Raw genomic sequence first — 22,547 nt, 5'->3', positions numbered from 1 at the left:
CTATGTCAAATGAACTAAGAACCGCTACCAGTCGGATTATTCTGGCACTTTACCGCGATGGCCATCCAGATAAGGCCATGCTCGCGGGTCTAAGAAATGCGCCAACGATTACCAGTCAGCGTGCCCAAACAGTTTGGCCTCTGATCATGGGAAATTTAGACGAACGTCAACTTTCTCATAGTGAGGATGGCACGCCATCGCCAGAAGAAGTTGCTGTATACACGGCAATCCGCTTTTATGCTATTTATCAACAGGGAAGTGATGGGGCGCAAGTCTATGCCTCGGCTTGGGATAAAGGGGCTAAAGGCGTGACTTTGTTTGGTGCTCTAGGAAATCTTCGGGGAAACGAAGACCTTCGGATTGCCACGGACCGCAGAGTGCAACCGCTCTTAGCGACGACTAACGTGGCCGGCGTAATCAATGGGCTCACCCATTTAGTTAGCATTTTGAAAGCAAACAGTGGGTTGCAGAAAATTGATTTTGCTGCTTTAGCCCAGGATTTGTATTGGTTACAGGGTAGTTATGAGCAAGCAAGCCGCATCCGGTTACGCTGGGGCCAACAATATTTCTCAGTGAAGCAAGCAGATACGCAAACAGAAGGAGAGAAAAACTAATGACTGAAAACTTATACGTTGACTTAAGTGTGTTACAGACGGTTCCATCCTCAAACATTAACCGTGACGATACTGGCGCTCCCAAGACCGCCCTTTACGGTGGGGTCTCCCGCGCCCGAGTTTCTTCTCAGAGTTGGAAAAAAGCTGTTCGGGACGTGTTCAAACAGGACAATGTTTCAGCAGCGGGAACACGAACGAAAACGGCCGCAACCTTGTTGGCTAAGGAATTGCAGGCGCGCGATTCTTCTTTAGATGACGACGCAGCCATGGCCAAAGCAACTGAAGTTTTTACATCTGCGGGGGTCAAGCTAAATAAAGACCATGAAACTGGCGCATTGCTTCTGGTCAGCCGGGGACAAATTGCTAAGTTAGCTCAGTATGCGCTCGACAATGAAGAACTGGATAAAAAAGAAGTTAAGAAAGTTTTGAAGGGGGACCAATCCCTTGATTTGGCACTGTTTGGCCGGATGGTTGCGGATAATCCTGAATTAAATGTGGACGCCTCGGCTCAGGTGGCTCACGCTGTGTCAACCCACGAAGTTGTACCAGAGTACGACTACTTTACCGCTCTGGACGACGAACAAGGAAATGAGACTACCGGGGCAGCAATGTTGGGGACTATCGACTTTAACTCCGCCACGCTTTACCGTTACGCCAATGTAAATATGAATGAACTGGCGCATAACTTAAACGCAACGGATGCCGTTAAGGGTGCAACTGATTTCATCAAGGATTTCTTACTCTCAATGCCTACTGGTAAGCAAAATACGTTTGCCAATAAGACGTTGCCTAGCTATGTGATGGTCACGATTCGGACAGACACGCCGGTTAACTTGGTTTCGGCTTTTGAAAATCCCGTCACCTCAAAGAATGGGTACGTTGAACCATCCATTGATCGACTTGAGACCGAATATGCGCGGACACAGGAATATGTCGATCAACCCGTGATTAATCTTGTGTTGGGTAAGGCAGATTCGACGATTGGTGAGAACGTGGCTAATTTGTCAGAACTCCTGACAAAGGTCACGGAGGCGTTAGCAAAGGCGGTTCAGGATGAAAACACTAACGATTAAATTAACCGCACCGCTCCAGTCTTATGGGAACGAGGCTTCATTTGCCCGGCGGACGACTAATAATTATCCAACCAAAAGTGCTGTCATCGGTATGGTAGCGGCTGCTTTGGGCTATCGGCGAACTGACACGCGTATTCGAGACCTGAACGCACTCAAGTTTGCTGTCCGGATTGATCAAGTGGGCCGTTCTTTAACGGATTTCCAGACTGTTGAGTGGAAGCAAGGAACGCGTAAGATTACGTACCGGGACTATATTCAGGATGCCATTTTTGTTGTCGCGTTGAGCAGTACGGACGAGTCTTTGATTGACGACATTAGCTTTGCGCTCAGGCACCCTAAATTCCAGCTGTTTTTAGGCAGACGTGCTAATGTCCCCGCGGGTCCCCTGCAGACGCAAATTTTTACAGAGGAGACCCCCGTTGCGGTACTCCAACATTTGAGCTGGCAGGCGGCACCTTGGTACCAGCATAAACAGCATCCGACAAAGTTGGCAATCATTGCCGATGCTGAGTTGATTGCTGATCAGCAGGAGGCGTTAGTCAAGGATCGCGTAGAATCCTTTGATCAACGGGATCGGCGGTACAGTTTCCGGGCGATTTCAAAAACTCAGGTGGCAGTCGCTAATCTTAAAACAGAGAGTGCCGATTTAGATACGTTCCATGACATCATGGCGGCCCTCGGAAAGGAGTAAGTATGTACTTATCAAGAGTAGAAATTGATACGAATAACCGTGCCAAGACCAAAGATTTGACGCACCTTGGTGCCTACCATAACTGGGTTGAACAAAGTTTTCCTGCAGAAATTGAAGCGGGAAAACGTGACCGTCATCTATGGCGTATTGATCAATTGGGTGGTAAGCGGTACCTGCTCGTTTTGAGCGAGGAACAGCCCGTTGGGGAGAAACTGGCGACGTACGGTGTAGCGGGAACCGTCATGACCAAGTCGTATGATGGCCTCTTGGACACTCTTCGCGAAGGCCAAGTGGTGCGCTTTCGTTTGACGGCTAATCCTACGCACACGATTACTAAACCGGGTGCGCGGCAAGGTCGCGTCATGCCCCATATTACGATTGAACGGCAACGGCAGTGGCTGGTTGACCGGGCAGAGAAGTCTGGTTTCCAACTGATCCAACAGACGGCTGTTGAAACGCCGAACGATGAGGCAACCTGGGCATTTGATATCGTTGGTCGCGAGTGGCCAGTGCTACATCGCAAAGCTGGACGAGGCGTGCGGCTGAGTCGGGTCACCTTTGAAGGCCTGCTACGAATCAGTGATGTGGCGGTATTTAAACAGACCTTAACGCAAGGAATTGGCCGTGAAAAGGCCTTTGGCATGGGCTTGATGACGGTGATTCCGGAGGCGTAACAATGGTAAAAAAGCAAGAATGAATGTGGGACTGTCTGTATACCTGCAGACGTGCTGTGCGTTCTCATGTTAAGGCCCGGTGTGGATGAGACCCACCAGGTGATGGAGCTGATTGGTGTTTCCGGGCTTGGCGTTGTCTAGGTTGGTGAACGAGGTGTGTAGCAGATGCATCATACTCATCCAACGACAAATCAGTCAAATGAACAGACTGGTCAGCCGTTGGATGAGTATAAATTTCTGGATAACCACAAACTGAAAACTGTCTTGAATGACTACGACGTGGAAATTTTTCATCCACATAATGCGTTATCGAATGCTGAAGCTACATTTGAACTGACGAGCGAGTTAAAGGAAACGGTATTTTTGGAAAACTAGAATCCGGTGTGACAGCATTACTTTAGTGTATTCCCCATAGGTGTGGGGGTGATCCCATGGCCGCGGGTATGCAGATAGTTCCGCGTTCGTATTCCCCACAGGTGTGGGGGTGATTCTTTTTCTATAATCGAGTGCCGGGAAAAATGCAATGCACAAAAGGTCCGCCTCAAAAATCCGAGGCGGACCTTTTGTCTAACAAAATAAATGTGAACCTACGCTTAACCCCACAAAAAATGTTCCATATCCCGAACAACTTCCGGATTTCGCCGCGGCAGGGCGTTGTGCGATGCCAGATCTCCGGTCAATTCAACTTCCTTGAATGACTTCGACCGGCCCCAGAAGAGGTACCGTAGTGACTTGGCTGAGGACACTGAGATGGTCCCGTCGGTATCCGTTCCGTTGTCGAGGTTTCCGTAGAGACTGAGAACCCGAATCTGGTTCAGCGGAATCGTCTTGCGATTATTTACTAACTTTTGATATTCCGGCGTGAACTCACTGGGACGGCCATTGGTGGCATTAGTTGTGGTCACCGTCCACGGGAACATGACGATGTTACCCAACATTGCCGGCGCAATTGCCACATACTTCTGCAGCTGCGGCAATTGTTTCCGCTGGCCGAAAGTCGTTTCGTAAGCCATGATATCCGTGTTGCCCATCGAGTGGCCAACGTAATTAAATTTCGTGATGCCATATCGGCGCTGGAGCTTCTTAATGACGTGTTTGAGCCAACGTGCATCCTGCTGGTAGTTCCGGTTGCGGTTGTTCTTGAAGACAATCTGAACTTCCGGATGACGGTCGCTCTTGTTCCAGGTACCGCTAAAGCTGACGTGACCATCCCAGCCAACCGTCGCCAGCAGCGTGCGCGTGGCGTAACCATCTGCCTGGGCACTGTCAATTAGGTTGTTGGTCGACCCGGCATTGCCAGTGAACCCGTGCATGAACAGGGTAGGTGTGGCGTAACCGGTGACGCGCTTCTTTGCTGTCTGCTTGGTCTTCTTAACTGCTTTCTTCGTAGCCGAGCTGACCTTACTCTGATCCAATTCGGTTACCTTTTGTGTTTTGACGCGGGTTTGCGCACTGGATTTTTGACTATCCACCACGGCAGACCCAGCCAAGACAATACTTAATGCTAGTAGGGTTCCCCAACCCCATTTCAAGAGTTTCCGCATAACGATCTCCCCCTCCTGATACTGCTTATGGTACACGACGTTCTTTGCGGGAACCAACCAAGCGTATCAGATAAATGGGTTACCGTGCAAACCGTTGTGGCACGAAAAAAGGAAACCTTAAGAAACAGGTTTCCTTTCGTTGAAGCAGATAGTTAGTCTTCGCTAGTTGCGTCTTCATCCTTGTTTGCACGCTTTTGGGCATTGAGGTAGAAAATCCAGGCAACGGCACCGAAGAAGATTGGTCCGATGATCGTCCAGAAGGCGGTCATGTAGTCGTGTTCCAGAATTGGTTGGAGACACGTGAAGCCAATCCCACCGACCAGGATAACTAAGACGACGGTGACAATTACATTGGTCCACAGCCGACTCTTGAAAATTTCAAATGGCCGTTCCAAATCAGTCCGGCGTTTGAAGAATGGGAAGGCCCCAATTAAGAACAGGTAAGGGAATGACGTGGAAACGTTCCCCATATCCGTCAAAATCAGGTAAAATTCGTTGGCTGCGTTGCCCCCAAAGGCAACCAGGAAGATGAACACGGCAACGACAATGGCTTGTACCCACATCGCGTAACCGGGCATACCGGCCTTGTTCAATTTGGTCATCTTGGCTGGCCACAGTTTTGGTGAAGACCCGACGATGAAGGACTTCAATGGCGAGTAGACCAGAACGAAGAAGGAACCCAGGTAGGCCATGAACATGCTTAACCCGGTCAGCCGCGCTAACACGTGGCCCATCGTGACTGAGGCAGCGGCGGTGAGGCCCATTGCCTTACCCAAGACTAACCCCAAATTATTCATCAATACGTAAGTAATATTTCCCAAGTTAACTTGACTCTTACCCAGGACATCCGTCCAGTTAGTGCTGATCCCCCAGAGGAAAATCGACAGGGAATACATGATCGTAATGGCAATCGTCGAAATGATCAGGCCTTTCGGGAAGGTCTTTTCTGGCTTGTCCATACTATCGGTGATACCCCCCATGGATTCCATCCCGGCGTAGGCGAAGACCGCGTACGTCACGAAGGAGAGCAGCGCCATTGGTGACGAGAACTGTGGATTGGGTGAAGCCACGAAACTATGAATACCGTGGATGGGTTCGGCCAACTGACCGTGATTTAAAATGACAATCACAATGCTGGCAACGAAGAACACCCCGGTCAAGATCATCACGAAGATCCCACCTAAGGAGGAAATCTTGGCGATGGAACTGACCCCACGACTGGCGAAGAAGGTGACGGCGAGAATCCAGAAGATCCCCAGTAACCCAATCGTTTGCGTTGAGCTCAAGCCTAAGAATGACCAGGTTTGTGTTTGGTCAGAGCCAGAGATCAGCGTGGAAAGGGGAATCCAAACCTTGGTTGAGGTCGACAGCATCCAGATGATCCAGGATGACAACCAGATGAAGGTTCCAATGAAGGCCCATTTTTCACCGATTGAACCGGCCAACCAGGAGTAAATTCCACCCTTGGCTTCCTTGAAGGAGGAACCGTATTCTGCGAGCATCAAAGCGCTAGGTAGAAAGAATAATAGCGCTGCCAAAATGTACCAGATGATACTTGCATAACCCATTTGATCATAAGCGACCGTCGTATTGGCAAAACCATAGATGGCCGTAAAGATCATTAAGATGAGGCTCGAGAGCCCAATCTTCTTTTGCTTATCCATTTTTAATATCTCCCATATTATGTGGTAAGGACTAGCCCCACACTAGCATTACCGTAATTATAAATTGAGGTCCTGGTGGTAATTCAGGGGCCCCAAGTCGGTTGCCTTGGTAATCAAGGCCGCTGCGAGCTCCCGGTAACGTCGAATTCCCAATGCGGCGTTACTGTTTGCCTGTTGCGTTAAGTAATGACTCAGTTCGATGCCAGACAGGCGTTGGCCCGTTGCATCTGTTGCTTGGACGGATTGTTTAAAGGCAATCCGCAACTCCTTTTGCACGGCGCTCACCGTTGGCCAGGCGTCGTGGTAGTGCGCGTCTAGCAGGACACTGACCAATTTGTAAACCCAATAGGCGGATTCACCGTCGTAGGTCTCTGCGCCCAAATGGTAGGCAGCAGGCGTGTCGTCAATCCCCGCGTAGAATGGGACGTAGACGCTTTGCGCGGCAACGCCCATGGCCAACCACTGAATGCCAGCAAGGGCTGGTTCCATGGCGGGACGCAACTGTAAAACGTGTGATTCCTGCGTCTTGGCTAAACTGATTGGCCGGAACAAGGTCTTCTGGTCGTTCGTCCCAGCACCGACCGGATCGTACGGTGTGCCTTCGTAATGACTACTGAGGTAGCCCTGGGCATCATCAATGGCCAGCAGGTGATCGGCGTACTGAATAAAAGGTAAATCAAATGATTGCGGTTCCTGATGCACCTGCGGGGTGAAACGGTGTTGACCGTACCAGACCCGCGGGGTGTTGTAGTACAAATCCGATTGATCCTGGGTACCAAAGATGTCGCGCCAGATGAAACGGTCACTGTGCGGATTCAAATGATTTTCCGTCACGAATGCTTGCAGATTACGAGCAAACAAGAAATTGGCGCTATCGTGAAAATCAATGGCTTGAATGGCCATTTGGTTGGCCACCACGGCGTAACCGTTGGCCGGAATTCGTTGCGCGACCCAGTAATGGCCGGCGCCCGTTTCCAGGTACCAAGCTTCATGTTGGTCAGCAAACAAAATCCCGTTGGACTCACTGGTTCCGTACGTTTCAACCAATTGGCCTAGGCGCTGGACACCTTCACGCGCCGTTTTGACGTAGGGCAGGACCACAGTCACCATGGCTTCTTCACCAATACCGTCCTTGACCAACGGATCAGCGCCGAGCACCCGTTCGTTGGAATAGGTACTTTCCGTAGCGCTCATCGCAACACCGTACGCGTTAATGCCATCCTCTTCAAACAGGCCAAACTTATCCGTCCATTCAGGCGTGGCCGTGTACTTCGCTGCCGTTTGGGGTAAAGGCATGGTAAAGCCGTTATCCGTGCTGGTAAATTGTTGGGGCGTTGACGCCGTTTTTGCCTGGTGCACGACAAAATGCTTGGGCCACGCCGCCTTGGCATCTTCGTTACGACCAATCATCACCGACCCATCCACAGTGGCCTGCGGACCAATCAAAATACTGGTACAAGCGGAATAATTCAATGGGGAGTCTCCTTTCCAAATTTAGGTTGCAGGTACAGTCTTCATTTTAGCATGTTTATTTTTGGTACGATTAATTTCGGGGTGTTTTTAATTATTTTATTTATAACTCTCATAAAAATAATTATTTATGCAGAAAGTTTGCCAGTCATTTGGGCCTTTGACCGTTCGTTCACTCGTTAAAGCCCATATTCTCGCTGGTCAACAGCCCGTGGATGTGGTTAAATAATGAAAACGACATTCCCGTGAGAGGAGTTAAAAATGAGAAATACATTAGAAAATAGGCGTGAATTGGGGAAACACCTGTTGATTTTAATCGGGTCCGCAATCATTACCGCGATTGCCCTGAACGAGTTTCTGGTACCAGGGAAAATCTTTAGTGCCGGAATCAACGGGATTTCTCAGATTATCTCGACGCTCTTAGAAATGGGGGGCATCCAGGTGAGCACTGGGTGGTTCATCTTACTGTTCAACATCCCCATTGGGCTACTGGGCTGGTTTAAGGTCGGCCGAAGCTTTACCATTTATTCAATCGCCGTGGCCGTCCTGACGTCGCTACTGGCCATCGTGGTCCCCGTGAATAACATCTCCAACAACTCGCTACTGGCGGCCTTGTTTGGGGGTATCTTGACCGGAGTCGGCGTGGCATACCCCTTGAAGAACGGCTTTTCCACCGGTGGGATGGATATCATCGCCGTGGTGCTAGAAAAGACGACTGGCCGGACGATTGGGACGTTGATGATGATGATCAACTTCAGTATCGTGATTCTGGCAGGCTTCCTGTTTGGCTGGGAGAGTGCGCTCTACACCATTATTTCCATCTATGCCATGTCACGGGTCGTGGACAGTATCCACACGCGACACCAAAAACTGACAGCCTTTATTGTGACGACGCAACAGGACGTGGTGATCGACGAGCTAAACAAGACCTTGATTCGGGGGATTACGGTGATTCCGTCCTTTGGCGCGTACACCCGCAAAGATGGTGCCGTGTTGATGACAGTTATTTCGCGGTATGAACTTTATGCATTGGAGCACGCCGTTAAGGATGTCGATCCCAACGCCTTCGTTAACCTGGTCAACACTGTCGATATCGAAGGGAATTTCTATAATGAGACGGAGCAGTTGAAGTTAAAGCAAGATTCACAAACAAAATGAGGTAACCGACTGGCAAAACCCACCAATTAATTGGGTGAACTTCCGAACCAAATTTTGACAGGTAAAAAACTGAGAGCATTGCCCTGTAGAGGACGAACCGGTATAATGTCTATATCTACTAACAGAAGGGAACGAGATTAATGCCAATTGTTAACATCGATTTAATCGCTGGCCGTTCACAGGATCAATTGAAGGCCCTAGTGCAAGACGTGACCACTGCTGTCACCAAGAACACCGGTGCACCAGCAGAACACGTCCACGTCATTTTACGCGAAATGCAACCTAACCGTTACGGTGTGGCTGGCGTTTTAAAGAGTGACGAAAAGTAGTCAATATTTGTGAAAACTTATAAACCGCCACCAACTCGGATATACCGGTATTGGTGGCGGTTTCATTTATAAAAACGTTTGGCTAAACCGTTCCTTTTCGGTATACTAGTAACAAGTGCGACATCACGGCAAAAATTAGGCCGTCGCTAACGAACGAATGAATGGAGAGTTGAACGATGAGTGATCAACAATACATGATGGCAATTGACGAAGGGACGACGAGTACCCGGGCTATTTTATTCGACCGAGACGGCCAAATTGCGGGACAGGCACAGCGTGAATTTCACCAGTACTTCCCGCAACCAGGTTGGGTCGAACATGACGCCAACGAAATTTGGAATGCGGTCCAATCCGTTATTTCTGACGCCTTAATTGATTCAGATGTCCAACCATACAAGGTTCGAGGCATCGGGATTACCAATCAACGGGAAACCGCGATTATCTGGGACAAGAAGACCGGCGAACCGATTTACCATGCCGTCGTTTGGCAATCGAAACAAACCAGCGAAATTGCCGATCAATTGAAAGATGACGGTTATTCCGAGGCCATTCATGAAAAAACGGGTCTGGTGATTGACTCCTACTTCTCTGCAACCAAGATTCGTTGGATTTTAGACCACGTTGAAGGGGCTCAACAACGCGCTGAACGCGGTGAATTGCTCTTTGGGACCATTGACACCTGGATTCTGTGGAAGCTGACTGGCGGCCGCGTACACGCGACTGATTACACCAACGCTAGCCGGACCATGCTGTACAACATTCATGACCTTGCCTGGGATAAAGAAATCCTCAGCTGGTTGAACATTCCCGAATCTCTCTTGCCAGAGGTTCGGTCATCTTCTGAAATCTACGGTTACACCGCCGGGTACACCTTTAGCGGGGTTCAAGTACCAATTGCCGGAATCGCCGGGGACCAACAGGCCGCTTTATTTGGTCAGACGGCCTTTGACAAAGGGATGATCAAGAACACGTACGGGACTGGGGCCTTCATCGTCATGAACACCGGTGAGGAACCTACGTTATCCCACAATGGGTTGTTGACCACGATTGCTTACGGGCTCAACGGCAAGGTGACTTACGCGCTGGAAGGCTCAATCTTCGTTGCCGGTTCCGCCATTCAGTGGCTCCGTGATGGGATGCGTTTCTTTGACAACGCCAGTGAATCTGAGAAGATGGCGGTTGATGCGCAGACCACTGGGGATGTTTACGTGGTACCGGCCTTCACTGGTTTGGGTGCGCCTTACTGGAACCAGGAAACGCGAGGAGCTGTGTTTGGGCTGACCCGGGGGACTACCCGGGAACAATTTGTGCGGGCAACGGTTGAGGCCATTGCTTACCAGACTCGCGACGTCGTGGACACCATGACCAAGGAAACCGGGCTTCACTTGCAATCCTTGAGCGTCGATGGTGGTGCGGCCAACAACAACTTCTTGATGCAGTTCCAGGCCGACATTTTAGATACGCCAATCAAACGGGCAGCTATCAACGAAACGACTGCTCTGGGTGCGGCTTACCTGGCTGGTTTGGCCGTTGGTTTCTGGCCAGACATGGATACGATTCGGGCGATGCACAAGTCGCGTGACGAATTCGTGCCGCAGATGGCTGAGGAAAAACGGATCCACTGTTATAATGGTTGGCAGGCTGCAATTAATGCAACCCAGGCCTTCCATCAAGAGTAGAACAAATTATTAGCAAACGGCTCACCTGTAGATGGGTGGGCCGTTTTTGGCGAAATGGCAGCGAATTTGTCGCTAAGGTGTCAGGTTTAACGTTAAAGGAGGAATCAGTGATGGCAGTTTTCACGGATGCGCAGAAGGTTCAGATTCTCAGTGATTTGGTAGCGATTCACACGGTCAATGATCACGAGGTCGCTGTGGCCACGTACCTGCAACAGGTCTTGCGTGAGCACGACATTCAGGCGAAGCTCGTGCCCCTGAGTGATCAGCGGACAAACTTGGTTGCTGAAATTGGGAGCGGTTCACCCGTCCTGGGTGTGTCCGGTCACATGGACGTTGTCTCACCCGGTGACCTCAGTCAATGGCAAAGTGACCCATTTACCTTAACCGAACGTGACGGTCGGCTGTACGGGCGTGGCGCGGCTGATATGAAATCTGGCTTGGCCGCCCTGGTGATTGCCCTGATTGAACTCCACGCGAACGGGCAACCCAAGCAGGGGCGGATTCGGCTGATGGCCACGGTGGGCGAAGAGGTCGGTGAATATGGATCGCAGGCGTTTTATGAGCAGGGCGCCATGGATGACGTGGATGCCTTGCTAATTGGCGAACCCACCGGCTATAATTTATTCTCGTCTCACAAGGGCTCAATGGACATTCGGCTGATGTCCAAAGGCTTAGCTGCGCACAGTTCCATGCCAGAACTGGGCGCGAACGCCATTGATCCGCTGTTACAGGTGTTGACGCAGGCTAACCGGACCTTCCGCGGGGCTGATCGAGAAAATGCCTTATTGGGTAAACTGGCCTTCAACACCACGATTTTTAATGGTGGTAACCAGGTCAATTCCATTCCAGAGGCGGCGACGGCCGAAATGAACGTGCGGACGATTCCAGAATTCAACAATGCCGAGGTGCGGACGACGCTGCAACATCTGATTGACCAGCAAAACGCGCACGGTGCCCAGGTGGGCATGGACATCTACATGGACCAATTCCCGGTTGAGGAACCCCAGGACAACCCCCTGAGTAATCTCGCGGCAAAATTAGGGGAGCCATTCGCTGGTGAACCGATTCCAAAACTGCCGTTACCCGCCGTTACCGATGCGTCGAATCTACTGAAGGACAAGGGCAACCAGTTCCCGTTCATCGTCTTCGGTCCCGGCAGCAACACGGCCCATCAGGTGGACGAGTACGTCGATCGTCAAATGTTCCTGGACTTTACGACGCTGTATCAACAGTTACTACCAGCGTATTTTGATGTTAAATAGCTAAGGATGGAAGTTCCAAAAAACTAAAATGGCCCAGGGAGTAAATTCATAAAACTGGTGGTAAATTGCCACCTGCGGCTGCCAGAGATTCCGCCTGCTATGGGGACCGCCTGCGGCCTGTGGAGCGGTCCTCCGGCTCGGTTTAAAGCCTGTCCAAAAACGACAGTCTCCAAACGCGTCCCACGACGTAACCTGAGCAGACCGTTCAGCTAACGTCGTCGACACAGCTGCCTCCACCTCTGTCCTCCTCCGGTTATGATTGTTTTTTCAATATGACATTGATGTGAACAACGCTCGATTGACAGCGTTTGTCCACGGTTATTGGATACTGTCTATGTAGGCGCGAGTGAGCCAAATTTAGGCTCAGCCGTGGGATTTTCCATGTGCTCTTCTTGGAAAATGGCGACTTTGAAACGCGGGCTCGGCGGTTCAAAGCGAGCAGGTAGACCGCTTCTCAGGCTACCCGCGTCCTGCCCACAGCGTTCCGGCCTAAATTTGGCGAACGGTAAGCCGGCAGGTTTAGACAATGTTGCCTTAAAATTGTTAACAAAAAAGGCATCATCCCACAATCGGGGTGATGCCTTTAATCATTTATTCAGCGAGCTGTAAGTAGTCTTGCAAGTAAGTGGCCAGGCCATCATGGTCGTTGTCCAAGGTAGTGACATCTTGGGCCAAACCTTTGATGGTTGGCGTGGCGTTTTGCATCGCGACACCCCAACCGGCATAATCAATCATGGCCGAATCGTTGTGTTCATCGCCAAATGCAATGATGTTTTTGCGTTCCACGTGGTATTGGTGGGCCAAAAAGTCTACCCCGGTTGCCTTTTGAACGCCCTTAACGCCGAGTTCAACGACGGCGTTGGGACCACCCCAAGGGGCTGCATCCACTTCGTTGCTAAAGTTATGTTGCAGGTAGCTCAGCAGGTGTTCTTGGTGGCTACGGTCAACCGCCACGGTTAGGCTCGTCGGGTTTTCCGTCAGGGTCTTCTGATTCAAAATTTGATTTGATTGCAACACAGAAGGGAAGAAGCCGACCTCTACCGGTTGGTCACGAACCGCCAGGAAGAGATTCTTACCCTCGGCAGCAATCATGTTGATTCCCAGTTCTTCACGGTGAGCCAATAGGTCAAAGGCAACTTCCTTGTTAAAGGTATATTGATATTCATCATGCCACTGTTGGTGGGGGATGTGACCCAGACTGCCGTTAAAATTGATCATGGGGCCATCCAGGTGTAACTCGTCATAAAAGTTGGCAGAGATCCGGTTGGGGCGACCCGTCACGATGCTCACGATGTGGCCAGCTTCACGGGCCTGTGTCAGGACCCGTTTGGTTTTCACAGAGATTTGTGCATCTGCATTCAGTGTGGTGCCATCCAAATCAATGGCAATTAATTTTCTTTCCAAAGAGAAACACCTCGCAATTTCGTTGGTTGATTGGATTCGATTTCAAAATAAACTAGCTGTTTCAATCTAACACAAATTTCTGAAAATAGCGACCAATTCACTTTCAGGTGGGTAGTCCTGAAGCGGAGAAACAGGTATAATAAAAAAGAAATCGACTTGAAATAGATATCAATGTATATAGCAATCAATTAGTTGTAACTAACAAAATGGAGGAATAACGGTGAACTTACCTGATGATTTTATCACGAAGTACCAGCAGCTTTTAGGCGCGGATGCCGCCGCATTTTTTGCGAGTTTTGACACGCCTAGCCTGAGTGGGTACCGGACGAACCCGGCCCATCATGATTTGCCGACGACCCTCACCGAAGCACCACAGGTTCCCTACGAGCCGTTGGGCCATTTTGGCACGGTGGGTGGACGAACCCTGATGCATCAAAGTGGGGCCGTCTACAGTCAGGAACCGAGTGCAATGTTTGTTGGCGCCACCGCTGCGCCTCAACCGGGTGATAAGGTGCTAGATCTCTGTGCCGCCCCCGGTGGCAAAACGACGCACCTGGCCAGCTATCTCCAGGGAACCGGGCTCTTAGTGACCAATGAGATCAACCGTAAGCGCGTCAAGATTCTTGCGGAAAATGTCGAACGGTTTGGCGTTCAGTCCGCACTCATTTTAAATGAGTCACCGGATCGCCTGAGCCCCGTGTTTCCCGATTACTTTGACAAGGTACTGGTTGATGCGCCGTGTTCTGGTGAGGGCATGTTCCGCAAGGATCCCGCGGCCATGGACTACTGGTCTTTAGATTATGTTCAGGAGTGTGCCACCCGCCAAAGGGAAATTATGATGGAAGCGTTGAAGATGGTGAAGCCTGGCGGACAGTTGATCTATTCTACCTGCACGTTTGCGCCCGAGGAAGACGAACAGATGATGGCCTGGGTCTTGGCGACTTATCCTGAATTTCACTTAGCACCAATCACCAAAGTGGGTGGCGTCGTGGATGCCCGTCCTGACTGGGCTGACGGCAATCCCGAATTGCAGAAGGCGGCTCGCTTGTTCCCACACTTGATGCAGGGTGAAGGCCATTTTGTGGCTAAATTAGTGCGGGATGCCGGGGAAGCAACGCCGATTCACGGTGCAGCTAAAGTGGGGAATCCACTGACTACCGACCAGCGCAAACTGTGGCAAGATTTCGCTAAGCAAGTCTTGGGGCAGAGCCCATATTCAGATTTGGTGACAGTTAAGGACCAATTATTCGCCGTTCCAGCTGGCTTGCCGAACCTGAAAAAGTGTCACGTTTTCCGTCCCGGATTACACTTGGGTACGTTTAAGAAGAACCGCTTCGAACCGGCGTACGCCTTGGCCTTAGCCAGTGATCCACGGGCAGTTCCACAGACGCTGGCCATTACAGACGTCCAGTGGCGTGCCTGGGTTCATGGCGAAACGTTTACCTTGGCTGAGGCCCCAGCGAAGGGCTGGTACCTGTTAACGTGTGCCAGTCAGCCGGTGGGCTTTGGTAAGGTCGTGGGGACAACGGTCAAAAATTTCTTCCCCAAAGGACTCCGCTTCACCGTATACGATAACGAAAAATAAAAAAGTTCCAGTAGATCAAGGCGTTGCTTCGCGGCAACACCATCATCTACTGGAACTTTTTATTTGTTAGTAACAATAAGCCTAAGATTAGGACTATTAAAAATGTCTCATATCTAGTAGGTTAAGCCACGTTGCTGGCAATAAGCTAGCAATTCCGCTGAAAGTAACAGGTGCTTTTCCCGGAGTGCCGCCAAATTGGTACAACCAAGTAACGTCATAATGTCCCGGAGGCCTTCTTGCCAGCTCAGGAGCATTGCTTGCGTGGTGGCTTCATCCGTTTTAATCAGGCTGTGGAGAATTTGACCAGCACTTCCGACGACTTGGGCACCGAGGGCCAAGGCCTTGGCCGCGTCCAACGGTTGCCGGACGCCACCAGTCGCAATCACCTGAAGCTGGGGAACCTGTTGGGCCTCAAAGAGGGACTCAACCGTGCTCTGCCCCCAGCCATCCAGGTAGCTCAGTTCTTTGGCAGGACGGCGGAAGTTCTCAATTTGCACGAAATTCGTACCGCCACGACCGCCGAGATCGACGATTTGCACACCGGCTTCAGCCAATTGCGTCAACGTTTCGTGGGCCATGCCGAAGCCAACTTCCTTGACGATGACGGGGACGTCAAGTGCGGCGACCGTTTCTCCAATGCCCGCGAGCCACTGAAAGGTGCGGTCACCCTCGGGCATGACGATTTCTTGCGCCGAGTTTACGTGGATCTCCAGGGCGTCCGCGGCTAACATGCTGACGGCCGCTTGCGCCTGGGCAACCGTATGACCGGCGCCGATGTTGGCAAAAACGAGGCCATCCGGATTGTTTTCCCGCAATGGGGTGAACGTTTTGACCGTACTTGAATCTTGCAGGGCAATGCTCTGGGATCCGCTCGCCACGGCCATCCCCGTTGCCGCTGCCAGGCGACCCAATTGGGCGTTGACCTGACCGGTGCGCGGACTGCCGCCAGTCATGGCTTCAATCATGAGCGGTACCGGGAGCGTTAGGGAACCTAGCTGTGTCTGCAGGTCCACGTCGGCCCGCGCCATTTCTGGTAAACTCTGGTGAACAAAACGAAGCTGGTCGAACTGACTAGCGGCGATGGGCTGATAAAATTTTTCTGCCAACGAGAGGTGTTCATCTTTACGGTGGGCGTGACGTGAGAGATCCATAAGTGCGTGCTCCTTATTCAATAACGTGGTGGACGTTGAGTTTTAGTGGCTCAATGCCGCGCTCTTCCCATTCGGTTAACAGGTGGGCGAGATCTTTGGCCGCATTAATAATCACGATCCCGCAATCACCGCCACCAGCGCCGGACGATTTCGCCGCACCACCAATGTGGACGGCAATGTCACACATGGTTTTCAGCAAGCTCGTTTCAATCGTCACGTGACTCAGGCAGGCTAAGCGATTCAACAAGTCCCGGTTCACGGCAATCTCATGTTGAATGGCGTCTAAGTTTTGGTCGTGGAACCCGGCAATCATCCGCTGCAGGCACTCGCGGCTTTCCCGGAGGAAGGCGTGATAGTCTTTGCGGCGAGTGGCCTTAAACAGGGCAATCTTGTCGACCAAATGCGAAGTCGATGCGGGCGTCCCGGTCCAGCCAATCATTAAGCGCAACGATTCTGGTGGGGTTAGCAGTTCAATTTGCAAGCCGGGCCAGTCGGTGTCTAAAAGTTGTTCTAAGGACAGTTCCCGACGTGCGGAGGCTAACCAGTCGCGGTCAAAAGCTTGGTAGGCGATCCAGCCCCCATAAACGGAAGCGGCAATGTCACCCAAGGAACCGTTACCCTGCACGTCTAAATGGGCAATGGCTGCCAGTTTGAAGAGGCGGTCCTTGCTCATTTGAATATCGTAGAATTGACAGAGGGCATTGACGGTTGCGACGGTGACGGCGGCGGACGAGCCGAGGCCGTACTTCTTACCGTCGGCGCTGTCCAACTCGCTATTGACGTTTAAGTGGTACATGGCTAAGGGCTTGCCCAGTGCTTGAGCGTACTGCTCGGTCAACCGAATCGCCGAGAGGATGTAATGGAAAGGATTGTCCCGGTTGTCAAAGACCAGCTCGGCCCCCTGACGCTGCCAGTACAGGGAGTTTTCCTGGTACTGCTTGGACGCGATCCGCCCGTAGTCTTGGCTGGGGGTGATGGTGACGGTGACGAACTGATTAAGGGCAACAATAATGGCCGGATAACCAGGTTCCACAACGGCGTACTCGCCAGCAATATAAAGTTTTCCGGGTGCTTGCGCGGAAATCAAAAAAATCAGGTCCCTTCTGTAACAAATGGTTTAATGATTAAGTTTTTAGGTGTAAATGTTATGAACGAAAAAATTATAGGAAAGTAATGCCGGGACCGGGGTGCGCCACAATCACTTGGTCGGCACTGAATTGGCTGGCCAAACGGGTCGTGACGGCACCGAGGTCTTTCTCCTGACAAAAGACTTTCAAATTTGGGCCGGCATCCAGCGTGTAGTAGCAGGCAATGCCACTGGCTCGCAGTGCCTGAACGGTTGCGATGGCGGCCAGGGTCTCCCCATTAAAGTAGCTATAGGGTGGATTGGCGCTCAAGGTGAGGGCGTGCATCCGCATCGCATTGGCTTCTAAAATCTCACCGGTCGTGGTGAAATCCTGGGCCAGGATAGCGGGGGTGATGGCGGCTAAATCCTCTGCCACCACCTGTTTCCAAGCCGGGTAGTAAGGTGAGGTGGTCACGCTGCTTTGCATCCCCTGCGTCGAACTGATCTTTTTGTGATGGGGATCCAGGACTAACGCCACCATGGCGATTGGCCAGGTCACGTCTTCTTGAATTGGGACGGCCACGGAGGAGGCATCATCCGTACCGGCCTGCCATTTGACAAAGCCACCAAAAATAGAGCGGGTAGCGGAACCAGAGCCACGGCGAGCCAGTCGAGACAGCTCGGTGCGAGACTGGTTTAGGCCCGCTGCGCGACTAGCCGCGCCGGCCAGCGCCGCAAAGGCCGATGCCGAGGAGGCGAGGCCAGCCGACGTGGGGACGTGATTCATAGAGGCTACGTGCGCAAAGCGGGTTTCGCCACTTTGTTGCCGGACCAAGTCTAAGACGTGACGGACCTTGACACTCGCAGCAGGGGCAAGACGTTGGTCGTTGATGGCCACGTCGTCACTCGTCAGTGAGTCGTCAAAGCTGACGGTTGTGTCAGTATAAAATTGATCTAACGTCAACGAGAGGCTACTCGTCTGGGGGAGCATCAGCTCAGTGTCCGCCTTGCCCCAGTATTTGACCAAGGCAATGTTGGTGTGCGCTCTTGCGGTGACCGCTGTCATTGGGGTTCCTCCTCAAGGTTAAACGTTTCAATCCAGGTTTTTGTCGCACCAGCCGCCAATAGACTCGCCTCAACGCGGTGGGTCGTGGTCAGGTCTGGGCAAAGTGCAATTAAGCAACCGCCCATCCCGCCACCTGTTAATTTTGCCCCTAAGGCGCCGTTTTGACAAGCCACGTGGGTCAGTTGGTTCAGTTCCTGTGAACTGACACCGAGGCCCCGCAACTGCTGTTGAGCGGCGGACATGATATGACCTAACTGTGTCAAATTGGGGGTTGCTAAGGCAGTCCGTGCTTGGTGGCTGAGAGTGCCCAGCTGCGCAATTTCCGCGTTTGTTTCTTGCGGGAAGGCCATCTTCCGCCGGGCAACGGCGGCGACCGCCTGACCCGTTTGGCCCTTGATGCCGCTATCGGCAATTACCAAGTAGCCCCGCAAGGTAAAGGGAATCTGCAAGGTCTCCTGGTGGGGAACGAACCAAATGGGTACGTCCGAGCTCACCGTAGCGGCATCAATACCGCTGGGGTTGCCATGGGTAATCTTTTCAGCGATGGCGACCGTGGTCAGTAAGCGTTCACGGTTGAGCGGTCGTTGAAAAAATTGGTACATGGCGCGGGTAATTGCCACGGCCACGGCCGCAGACGACCCCATCCCGCGTTCTGCGGGGAGGTCACTAGTAACGGCCATGGTAAAAGGTGTTGACTGGGCGTCGAAGCGATCCAAGAGGGTCGCAATCAGCGCTGCCACGCCCGCCATGTTCTGATTCATTTGAGCGATGGGCCCATCAAAGTAACGACTTGTAATGGTTTGACCGTTTGGCGCCGAAGTCATGACCACTTGTGTTGTTACTGAGGGTAAGGGGAGCGCGATGGCCGGTTGGCCGTACACCACACTGTGATCCCCAATGAGAATAATTTTGGCATTACTTTTACCGATTGCCGTTCTACCCAAGTTATCTCGCTCACTTTCTGCGTCGATTTTTACTTCCAGCAAATATCATACTCTACTGATTGGCCTAGCGCTAGCTTTGACCGCCAAAATCACCAATTCGACGAAAAATTAACCCTTTCTATAGAAAGTTTGCCTGCTAATCCGGGGACTGAACTGATTTGGGTGGGCTGAGGGCAGGTAACAATCACCGGTTCTGCTGCAAGTATTTTGGCCGGTGACACAGTCAGTCGTGGCGTTGACGGCGTAAGTGGTGTATTATAGTGCCAGTTATTATCGCAAATTGTGCAGAAATTGGTGAGCATATTATGGATAAAGACACGGTTTACGCGGTGGTTGATATTGAGACGACCGGAACCAGTGTGACAGATGGCGACCGCATTATCCAGATTGGGTGCGTCTTCGTCCAGCATAATCAAATTATTAATCACTTTGAGACGGACGTGAATCCGCTCAGAGAGATTCCCCAGGCGATTACCCGGTTAACGGGAATCACGAATCGTCGTGTCCGGCACGCACCGCTGTTTGATGACGTGGCGGGGACACTCTACAGTCTGTTGACGAATACGGTCTTTGTGGCCCACAACGTCAATTTTGATTTACCCTTCATCAACGCTGAATTCGACCGGGTGGGTTATCCCGAGCTGACAATTGAGGCGCTGGACACGGTCTCTTTGAGCCAGATTCTTTTGCCGACAGCCGCTAGCTTTCGGCTACGGGATTTGAGTGGTTTATTTAACATTGAGCATGATAATCCACATTCCGCGGACAGCGATGCCAGTGCCACGGCCGAACTATTCATCTTCCTGTTCCGGCGGTTGCGGGCCTTGCCGCAGGTTACGCTGGAACGCATGATCGACCTGCATCCGGATCTACCGCTTCAAACGGCGGCTCTTTTTGACGTGGCCCGGCAGTTAAATACCCGTAATCCCCGGAAATTACCGGATTACCTGTACGTGAAAAATGGGTTGGCGTTGCGGAAACCGGGTGAGAGTCCGGCGACCACGTTGGCAGCGCCCAGCAAATACCCGAAGACCAAGAAGCAAAAACAAAAGCTGATGCCGGATAACCTGGAATGGCGACCGGAACAGGCTAAAATGATGAACTACATTTACAACAACTACGCCGAATCAGAGCGGCACACCGTGAAACAAATGATTGTCGAAGCGCCCACGGGAATTGGGAAGAGTCTTGGCTACATGTTGCCGATGGCCTATCTGGGCCAACAGGGAAAGCCGGTCGTCGTCAGTACAGCCACGACATTGCTGCAAGAACAGCTGCTGGATCAGACGTTACCCCTGTTAAATTCCATCGTGCCATTCCCGGTTCACGCGGTGTTGGTCAAAGGCAGTCGGCACTATTTAGACCTGCAGCGCTTTGCCACGACACTCAAGGTGGCGGAGACATCCAAGCAGACGCAACTGTTGAAGCTCCGTCTACTGGTGTGGTTGACCATGACCACAACAGGTGACTTGGATGAGCTCCACTTGGCGACTTACCGGGCACCTTATTTTCAGGAAATCGTTCATGAAGGCTCCGTGACGGCCGACAATCCATTTTATTCGGATGACTTTTTACGCCGGCGCGATCAGCGGATGGCCCAGGCACAGTTTGTCATTGTCAATCACGCTTACCTGAGTGAACACGCGCTAGATCTGGGGGCACGCTTGCAAAAGCCATACCTGGTGATCGATGAGGCACAACACTTACCGGACAGCACGCTGAAGCAGCGCCGGACGCAGGTGAAATTTGCCCAGTTGATTAACGAACTACACCATGTCGAACGGGATATTGGCCGCGAGACCGGACCGAGCCTGCTATCGCTCTTTGCCGATGATCAGGCGGCGGTGACGGTCCTACAACGGATTTTACAAGCCAGTCAGACCATCGAAACGCAACTGGACGCCTTGGTCAATCAGTTGTTCTTGCGGTTCTTAGCGGCAAAACGGCCGAACAATCATAATCAGATTATTGAAGAATTAATTCCAGCAAAAAATTTGGCTGCCGAATTGAGCAAAGGCGATGCCGTGAGCGTTGCGACCGCCGCCACGGATGATCTGTTGGCGGAACTGAATGCACTGCGACACCGGTTTGACCAACAGAGTGACCGGTTCGCCGCGTCTGAACGGTACTTGTTTGAACAAGTCGATACCCGGATTCACCTCTTTGACAATCAAATGAGCCGCCTCTTAACGATTCTGCAACAGGTCGTTGACCAAGCGCCAGCGAGTCTGTTCTGGTTAACCATCAACCACGTTGGGGACCGGAATAGCCTGCAGCTGGCAAGTGGGTTGTTGGCGACCGAGGGCTTCTTACGTAACCATCTGTACGCGGGCTTCCAACCCGTGCTGCTGACTGGGGGCACACTGTTTTCTTCCGGGCGCTCGCAATATGTCTTGGATCAGTTTGACCTGGACCGCGAACAAACGGCCACGCACCGGATGCGCTCTAGCTTTGATTACGCAACCCAAGCAGAGCTGTTTATCACGGACGCTGGGCCGAACCTGAGTCGAATTGCACCGGCGGACTACGTGACCTATTTGACGGCAACCATTAGTCAGTTGGCGGGGGCGGTCGACAAGCAGACCCTGGTCCTGTTCAATTCACTGACCGTGATCGAACAGGTCTACCAACAGCTGTGTGAACAGCCGGAATTTGCCCAACGCGAAATTTTTGCACAGGGCATTAGTGGCAGTCGAGAACGAATTGCTAAACGCTTTTCAACCAGTCATGGCGCCATCTTGTTAGGTGCAGCTAGTTTCTGGGAGGGCATTGATCTGCCCGCTGAACAGCTGGAACTCTTGATTGTCACCCGGTTGCCATTCGATTCGCCCGACCGCGTCTTTGTGAAGGCCAACTACGCCCGTTTGGAAGCGGCCGGTAAGAACCCCTTTTACAGTGCCGCGCTGCCAGCGGCGACCTTAAAGCTTCGCCAAGGGATTGGCCGGCTGATTCGGACGCCGCATGACCGCGGGGCCATTGTAATCTTGGATCAGCGGTTACTGGAGAAACACTACGGGCAGAGCATTTTGCGTGCGCTACCAGCTGATCTGGAACCAACCACGGGGGATGCCACGGCGATTGCACAAGGTTTAGTTAATTTTTTTGAAAAGAAGCCAGCCGACCCCCAGACACCACCCGAAATCTGATATACTTGGACAAGATTGAAATTTGAC

The 22,547-nt window shown here is 51.7% G+C and carries 19 protein-coding genes; 11 read left to right on the top strand and 8 right to left on the bottom strand.

Annotated elements, in window-relative coordinates:
* Positions 1-2: 2 nt before the first annotated feature.
* The 5 genes from casB (at position 3) to EKM99_RS11515 (ending at position 3,427) form a co-directional block, all read left to right on the top strand.
* The gene (casB, locus tag EKM99_RS11535; protein ID WP_125583574.1) at positions 3-614 is read left to right on the top strand and encodes a type I-E CRISPR-associated protein Cse2/CasB; all 612 of its coding nucleotides are present in this window, start codon (positions 3-5) and stop codon (positions 612-614) included.
* A complete protein-coding gene (gene cas7e / locus EKM99_RS11530; RefSeq protein WP_125583573.1) occupies positions 614-1,687 on the top strand; it encodes a type I-E CRISPR-associated protein Cas7/Cse4/CasC in 1,074 nt (357 codons plus the stop codon). The genes casB and cas7e overlap by 1 nt, the downstream gene beginning before the upstream one ends.
* Positions 1,668-2,378: a type I-E CRISPR-associated protein Cas5/CasD gene (gene cas5e, locus EKM99_RS11525; RefSeq protein WP_125583572.1), complete on the top strand. Its 711-nt coding sequence runs from the start codon at positions 1,668-1,670 to the stop codon at positions 2,376-2,378. The genes cas7e and cas5e overlap by 20 nt, the downstream gene beginning before the upstream one ends.
* A gap of 2 nt (positions 2,379-2,380) precedes the next feature.
* Positions 2,381-3,052 (top strand): type I-E CRISPR-associated protein Cas6/Cse3/CasE, encoded by a 672-nt coding sequence (gene cas6e / locus EKM99_RS11520; RefSeq protein WP_125583571.1) that lies wholly within the window; start codon positions 2,381-2,383, stop codon positions 3,050-3,052.
* 165 nt (positions 3,053-3,217) lie between these two features.
* Entirely contained in the window at positions 3,218-3,427 is a 210-nt protein-coding gene (locus EKM99_RS11515; RefSeq protein WP_125583570.1) for a hypothetical protein, read from the top strand.
* A 218-nt stretch (positions 3,428-3,645) separates the two neighbouring features.
* Here EKM99_RS11515 and EKM99_RS11510 read toward each other — a convergent pair whose 3' ends face one another.
* From EKM99_RS11510 to EKM99_RS11500, 3 genes are all read right to left on the bottom strand, one after another.
* Positions 3,646-4,596 (bottom strand): alpha/beta hydrolase, encoded by a 951-nt coding sequence (locus EKM99_RS11510; protein WP_125583569.1) that lies wholly within the window; start codon positions 4,594-4,596, stop codon positions 3,646-3,648.
* 152 nt (positions 4,597-4,748) lie between these two features.
* Positions 4,749-6,260, bottom strand: a complete 1,512-nt coding sequence (gene yjeM, locus EKM99_RS11505; protein ID WP_125583568.1) for a glutamate/gamma-aminobutyrate family transporter YjeM — start codon at positions 6,258-6,260, stop codon at positions 4,749-4,751.
* Between the two features lie 57 nt (positions 6,261-6,317).
* A complete protein-coding gene (locus EKM99_RS11500) occupies positions 6,318-7,733 on the bottom strand; it encodes a C69 family dipeptidase (RefSeq protein WP_125583567.1) in 1,416 nt (471 codons plus the stop codon).
* 258 nt (positions 7,734-7,991) lie between these two features.
* Between EKM99_RS11500 and EKM99_RS11495 the strand changes: the two genes are divergently transcribed.
* The 4 genes from EKM99_RS11495 (at position 7,992) to EKM99_RS11480 (ending at position 12,158) form a co-directional block, all read left to right on the top strand.
* Positions 7,992-8,888 carry a YitT family protein gene (locus tag EKM99_RS11495; protein WP_125583566.1) on the top strand — a complete coding sequence of 299 codons (897 nt, stop codon included), beginning with the start codon at positions 7,992-7,994 and terminating at the stop codon, positions 8,886-8,888.
* Positions 8,889-9,028: 140 nt separating this feature from the next.
* Positions 9,029-9,217, top strand: coding sequence for a 2-hydroxymuconate tautomerase (locus EKM99_RS11490; RefSeq protein ID WP_011667624.1), 189 nt, complete (start codon positions 9,029-9,031; stop codon positions 9,215-9,217).
* Positions 9,218-9,393: 176 nt separating this feature from the next.
* Positions 9,394-10,896: a glycerol kinase GlpK gene (gene glpK, locus EKM99_RS11485; RefSeq protein WP_125583565.1), complete on the top strand. Its 1,503-nt coding sequence runs from the start codon at positions 9,394-9,396 to the stop codon at positions 10,894-10,896.
* A gap of 110 nt (positions 10,897-11,006) precedes the next feature.
* Complete coding sequence (locus tag EKM99_RS11480; protein ID WP_125583564.1) at positions 11,007-12,158, top strand: ArgE/DapE family deacylase; 1,152 nt, start codon at positions 11,007-11,009, stop codon at positions 12,156-12,158.
* Positions 12,159-12,749: 591 nt separating this feature from the next.
* On the opposite strand, the gene EKM99_RS11475 is transcribed toward EKM99_RS11480, so the two are convergent.
* The gene (locus EKM99_RS11475; protein ID WP_125583563.1) at positions 12,750-13,562 is read right to left on the bottom strand and encodes a Cof-type HAD-IIB family hydrolase; all 813 of its coding nucleotides are present in this window, start codon (positions 13,560-13,562) and stop codon (positions 12,750-12,752) included.
* A gap of 220 nt (positions 13,563-13,782) precedes the next feature.
* Here EKM99_RS11475 and EKM99_RS11470 point away from each other — a divergent pair, with 220 nt between their 5' ends.
* Positions 13,783-15,147: an RsmF rRNA methyltransferase first C-terminal domain-containing protein gene (locus EKM99_RS11470; RefSeq protein WP_125583562.1), complete on the top strand. Its 1,365-nt coding sequence runs from the start codon at positions 13,783-13,785 to the stop codon at positions 15,145-15,147.
* A gap of 113 nt (positions 15,148-15,260) precedes the next feature.
* On the opposite strand, the gene fni is transcribed toward EKM99_RS11470, so the two are convergent.
* The 4 genes from fni to mvk form a co-directional block, all read right to left on the bottom strand.
* Entirely contained in the window at positions 15,261-16,298 is a 1,038-nt protein-coding gene (gene fni, locus EKM99_RS11465) for a type 2 isopentenyl-diphosphate Delta-isomerase (RefSeq protein ID WP_125583561.1), read from the bottom strand.
* Positions 16,299-16,311: 13 nt separating this feature from the next.
* Positions 16,312-17,385: a phosphomevalonate kinase gene (locus EKM99_RS11460; RefSeq protein WP_125583560.1), complete on the bottom strand. Its 1,074-nt coding sequence runs from the start codon at positions 17,383-17,385 to the stop codon at positions 16,312-16,314.
* A 73-nt stretch (positions 17,386-17,458) separates the two neighbouring features.
* Positions 17,459-18,430, bottom strand: coding sequence for a diphosphomevalonate decarboxylase (gene mvaD / locus EKM99_RS11455; protein ID WP_125583559.1), 972 nt, complete (start codon positions 18,428-18,430; stop codon positions 17,459-17,461).
* Positions 18,427-19,374 carry a mevalonate kinase gene (gene mvk / locus EKM99_RS11450; RefSeq protein ID WP_125583576.1) on the bottom strand — a complete coding sequence of 316 codons (948 nt, stop codon included), beginning with the start codon at positions 19,372-19,374 and terminating at the stop codon, positions 18,427-18,429. Before mvk ends, mvaD begins: the two co-directional genes overlap by 4 nt.
* A gap of 305 nt (positions 19,375-19,679) precedes the next feature.
* Here mvk and EKM99_RS11445 point away from each other — a divergent pair, with 305 nt between their 5' ends.
* On the top strand, positions 19,680-22,520 hold the full coding sequence (locus EKM99_RS11445; RefSeq protein ID WP_125583558.1) for a helicase C-terminal domain-containing protein: 2,841 nt from the start codon (positions 19,680-19,682) through the stop codon (positions 22,518-22,520).
* The last annotated feature ends 27 nt before the right edge of the window (positions 22,521-22,547 follow it).

This window comes from Levilactobacillus cerevisiae (assembly GCF_003946245.1).
GTDB classification, from domain to species: domain Bacteria; phylum Bacillota; class Bacilli; order Lactobacillales; family Lactobacillaceae; genus Levilactobacillus; species Levilactobacillus cerevisiae.
This window is presented reverse-complemented; position numbering and strand designations above follow the sequence as displayed.

Coding starts and splice junctions, on each gene's coding strand:
- EKM99_RS11495 (WP_125583566.1), top strand. CDS start 7,992: ATGAGAAATACATTAGAAAATAGGCGTGAATTGGGGAAACACCTGTTG.
- cas6e (WP_125583571.1), top strand. CDS start 2,381: ATGTACTTATCAAGAGTAGAAATTGATACGAATAACCGTGCCAAGACC.
- EKM99_RS11510 (WP_125583569.1), bottom strand. CDS start 4,596: ATGCGGAAACTCTTGAAATGGGGTTGGGGAACCCTACTAGCATTAAGT.
- EKM99_RS11490 (WP_011667624.1), top strand. CDS start 9,029: ATGCCAATTGTTAACATCGATTTAATCGCTGGCCGTTCACAGGATCAA.
- yjeM (WP_125583568.1), bottom strand. CDS start 6,260: ATGGATAAGCAAAAGAAGATTGGGCTCTCGAGCCTCATCTTAATGATC.
- casB (WP_125583574.1), top strand. CDS start 3: ATGTCAAATGAACTAAGAACCGCTACCAGTCGGATTATTCTGGCACTT.
- fni (WP_125583561.1), bottom strand. CDS start 16,298: ATGGATCTCTCACGTCACGCCCACCGTAAAGATGAACACCTCTCGTTG.
- cas7e (WP_125583573.1), top strand. CDS start 614: ATGACTGAAAACTTATACGTTGACTTAAGTGTGTTACAGACGGTTCCA.
- EKM99_RS11445 (WP_125583558.1), top strand. CDS start 19,680: ATGGATAAAGACACGGTTTACGCGGTGGTTGATATTGAGACGACCGGA.
- glpK (WP_125583565.1), top strand. CDS start 9,394: ATGAGTGATCAACAATACATGATGGCAATTGACGAAGGGACGACGAGT.
- EKM99_RS11515 (WP_125583570.1), top strand. CDS start 3,218: ATGCATCATACTCATCCAACGACAAATCAGTCAAATGAACAGACTGGT.
- EKM99_RS11480 (WP_125583564.1), top strand. CDS start 11,007: ATGGCAGTTTTCACGGATGCGCAGAAGGTTCAGATTCTCAGTGATTTG.
- cas5e (WP_125583572.1), top strand. CDS start 1,668: ATGAAAACACTAACGATTAAATTAACCGCACCGCTCCAGTCTTATGGG.
- mvaD (WP_125583559.1), bottom strand. CDS start 18,430: ATGACAGCGGTCACCGCAAGAGCGCACACCAACATTGCCTTGGTCAAA.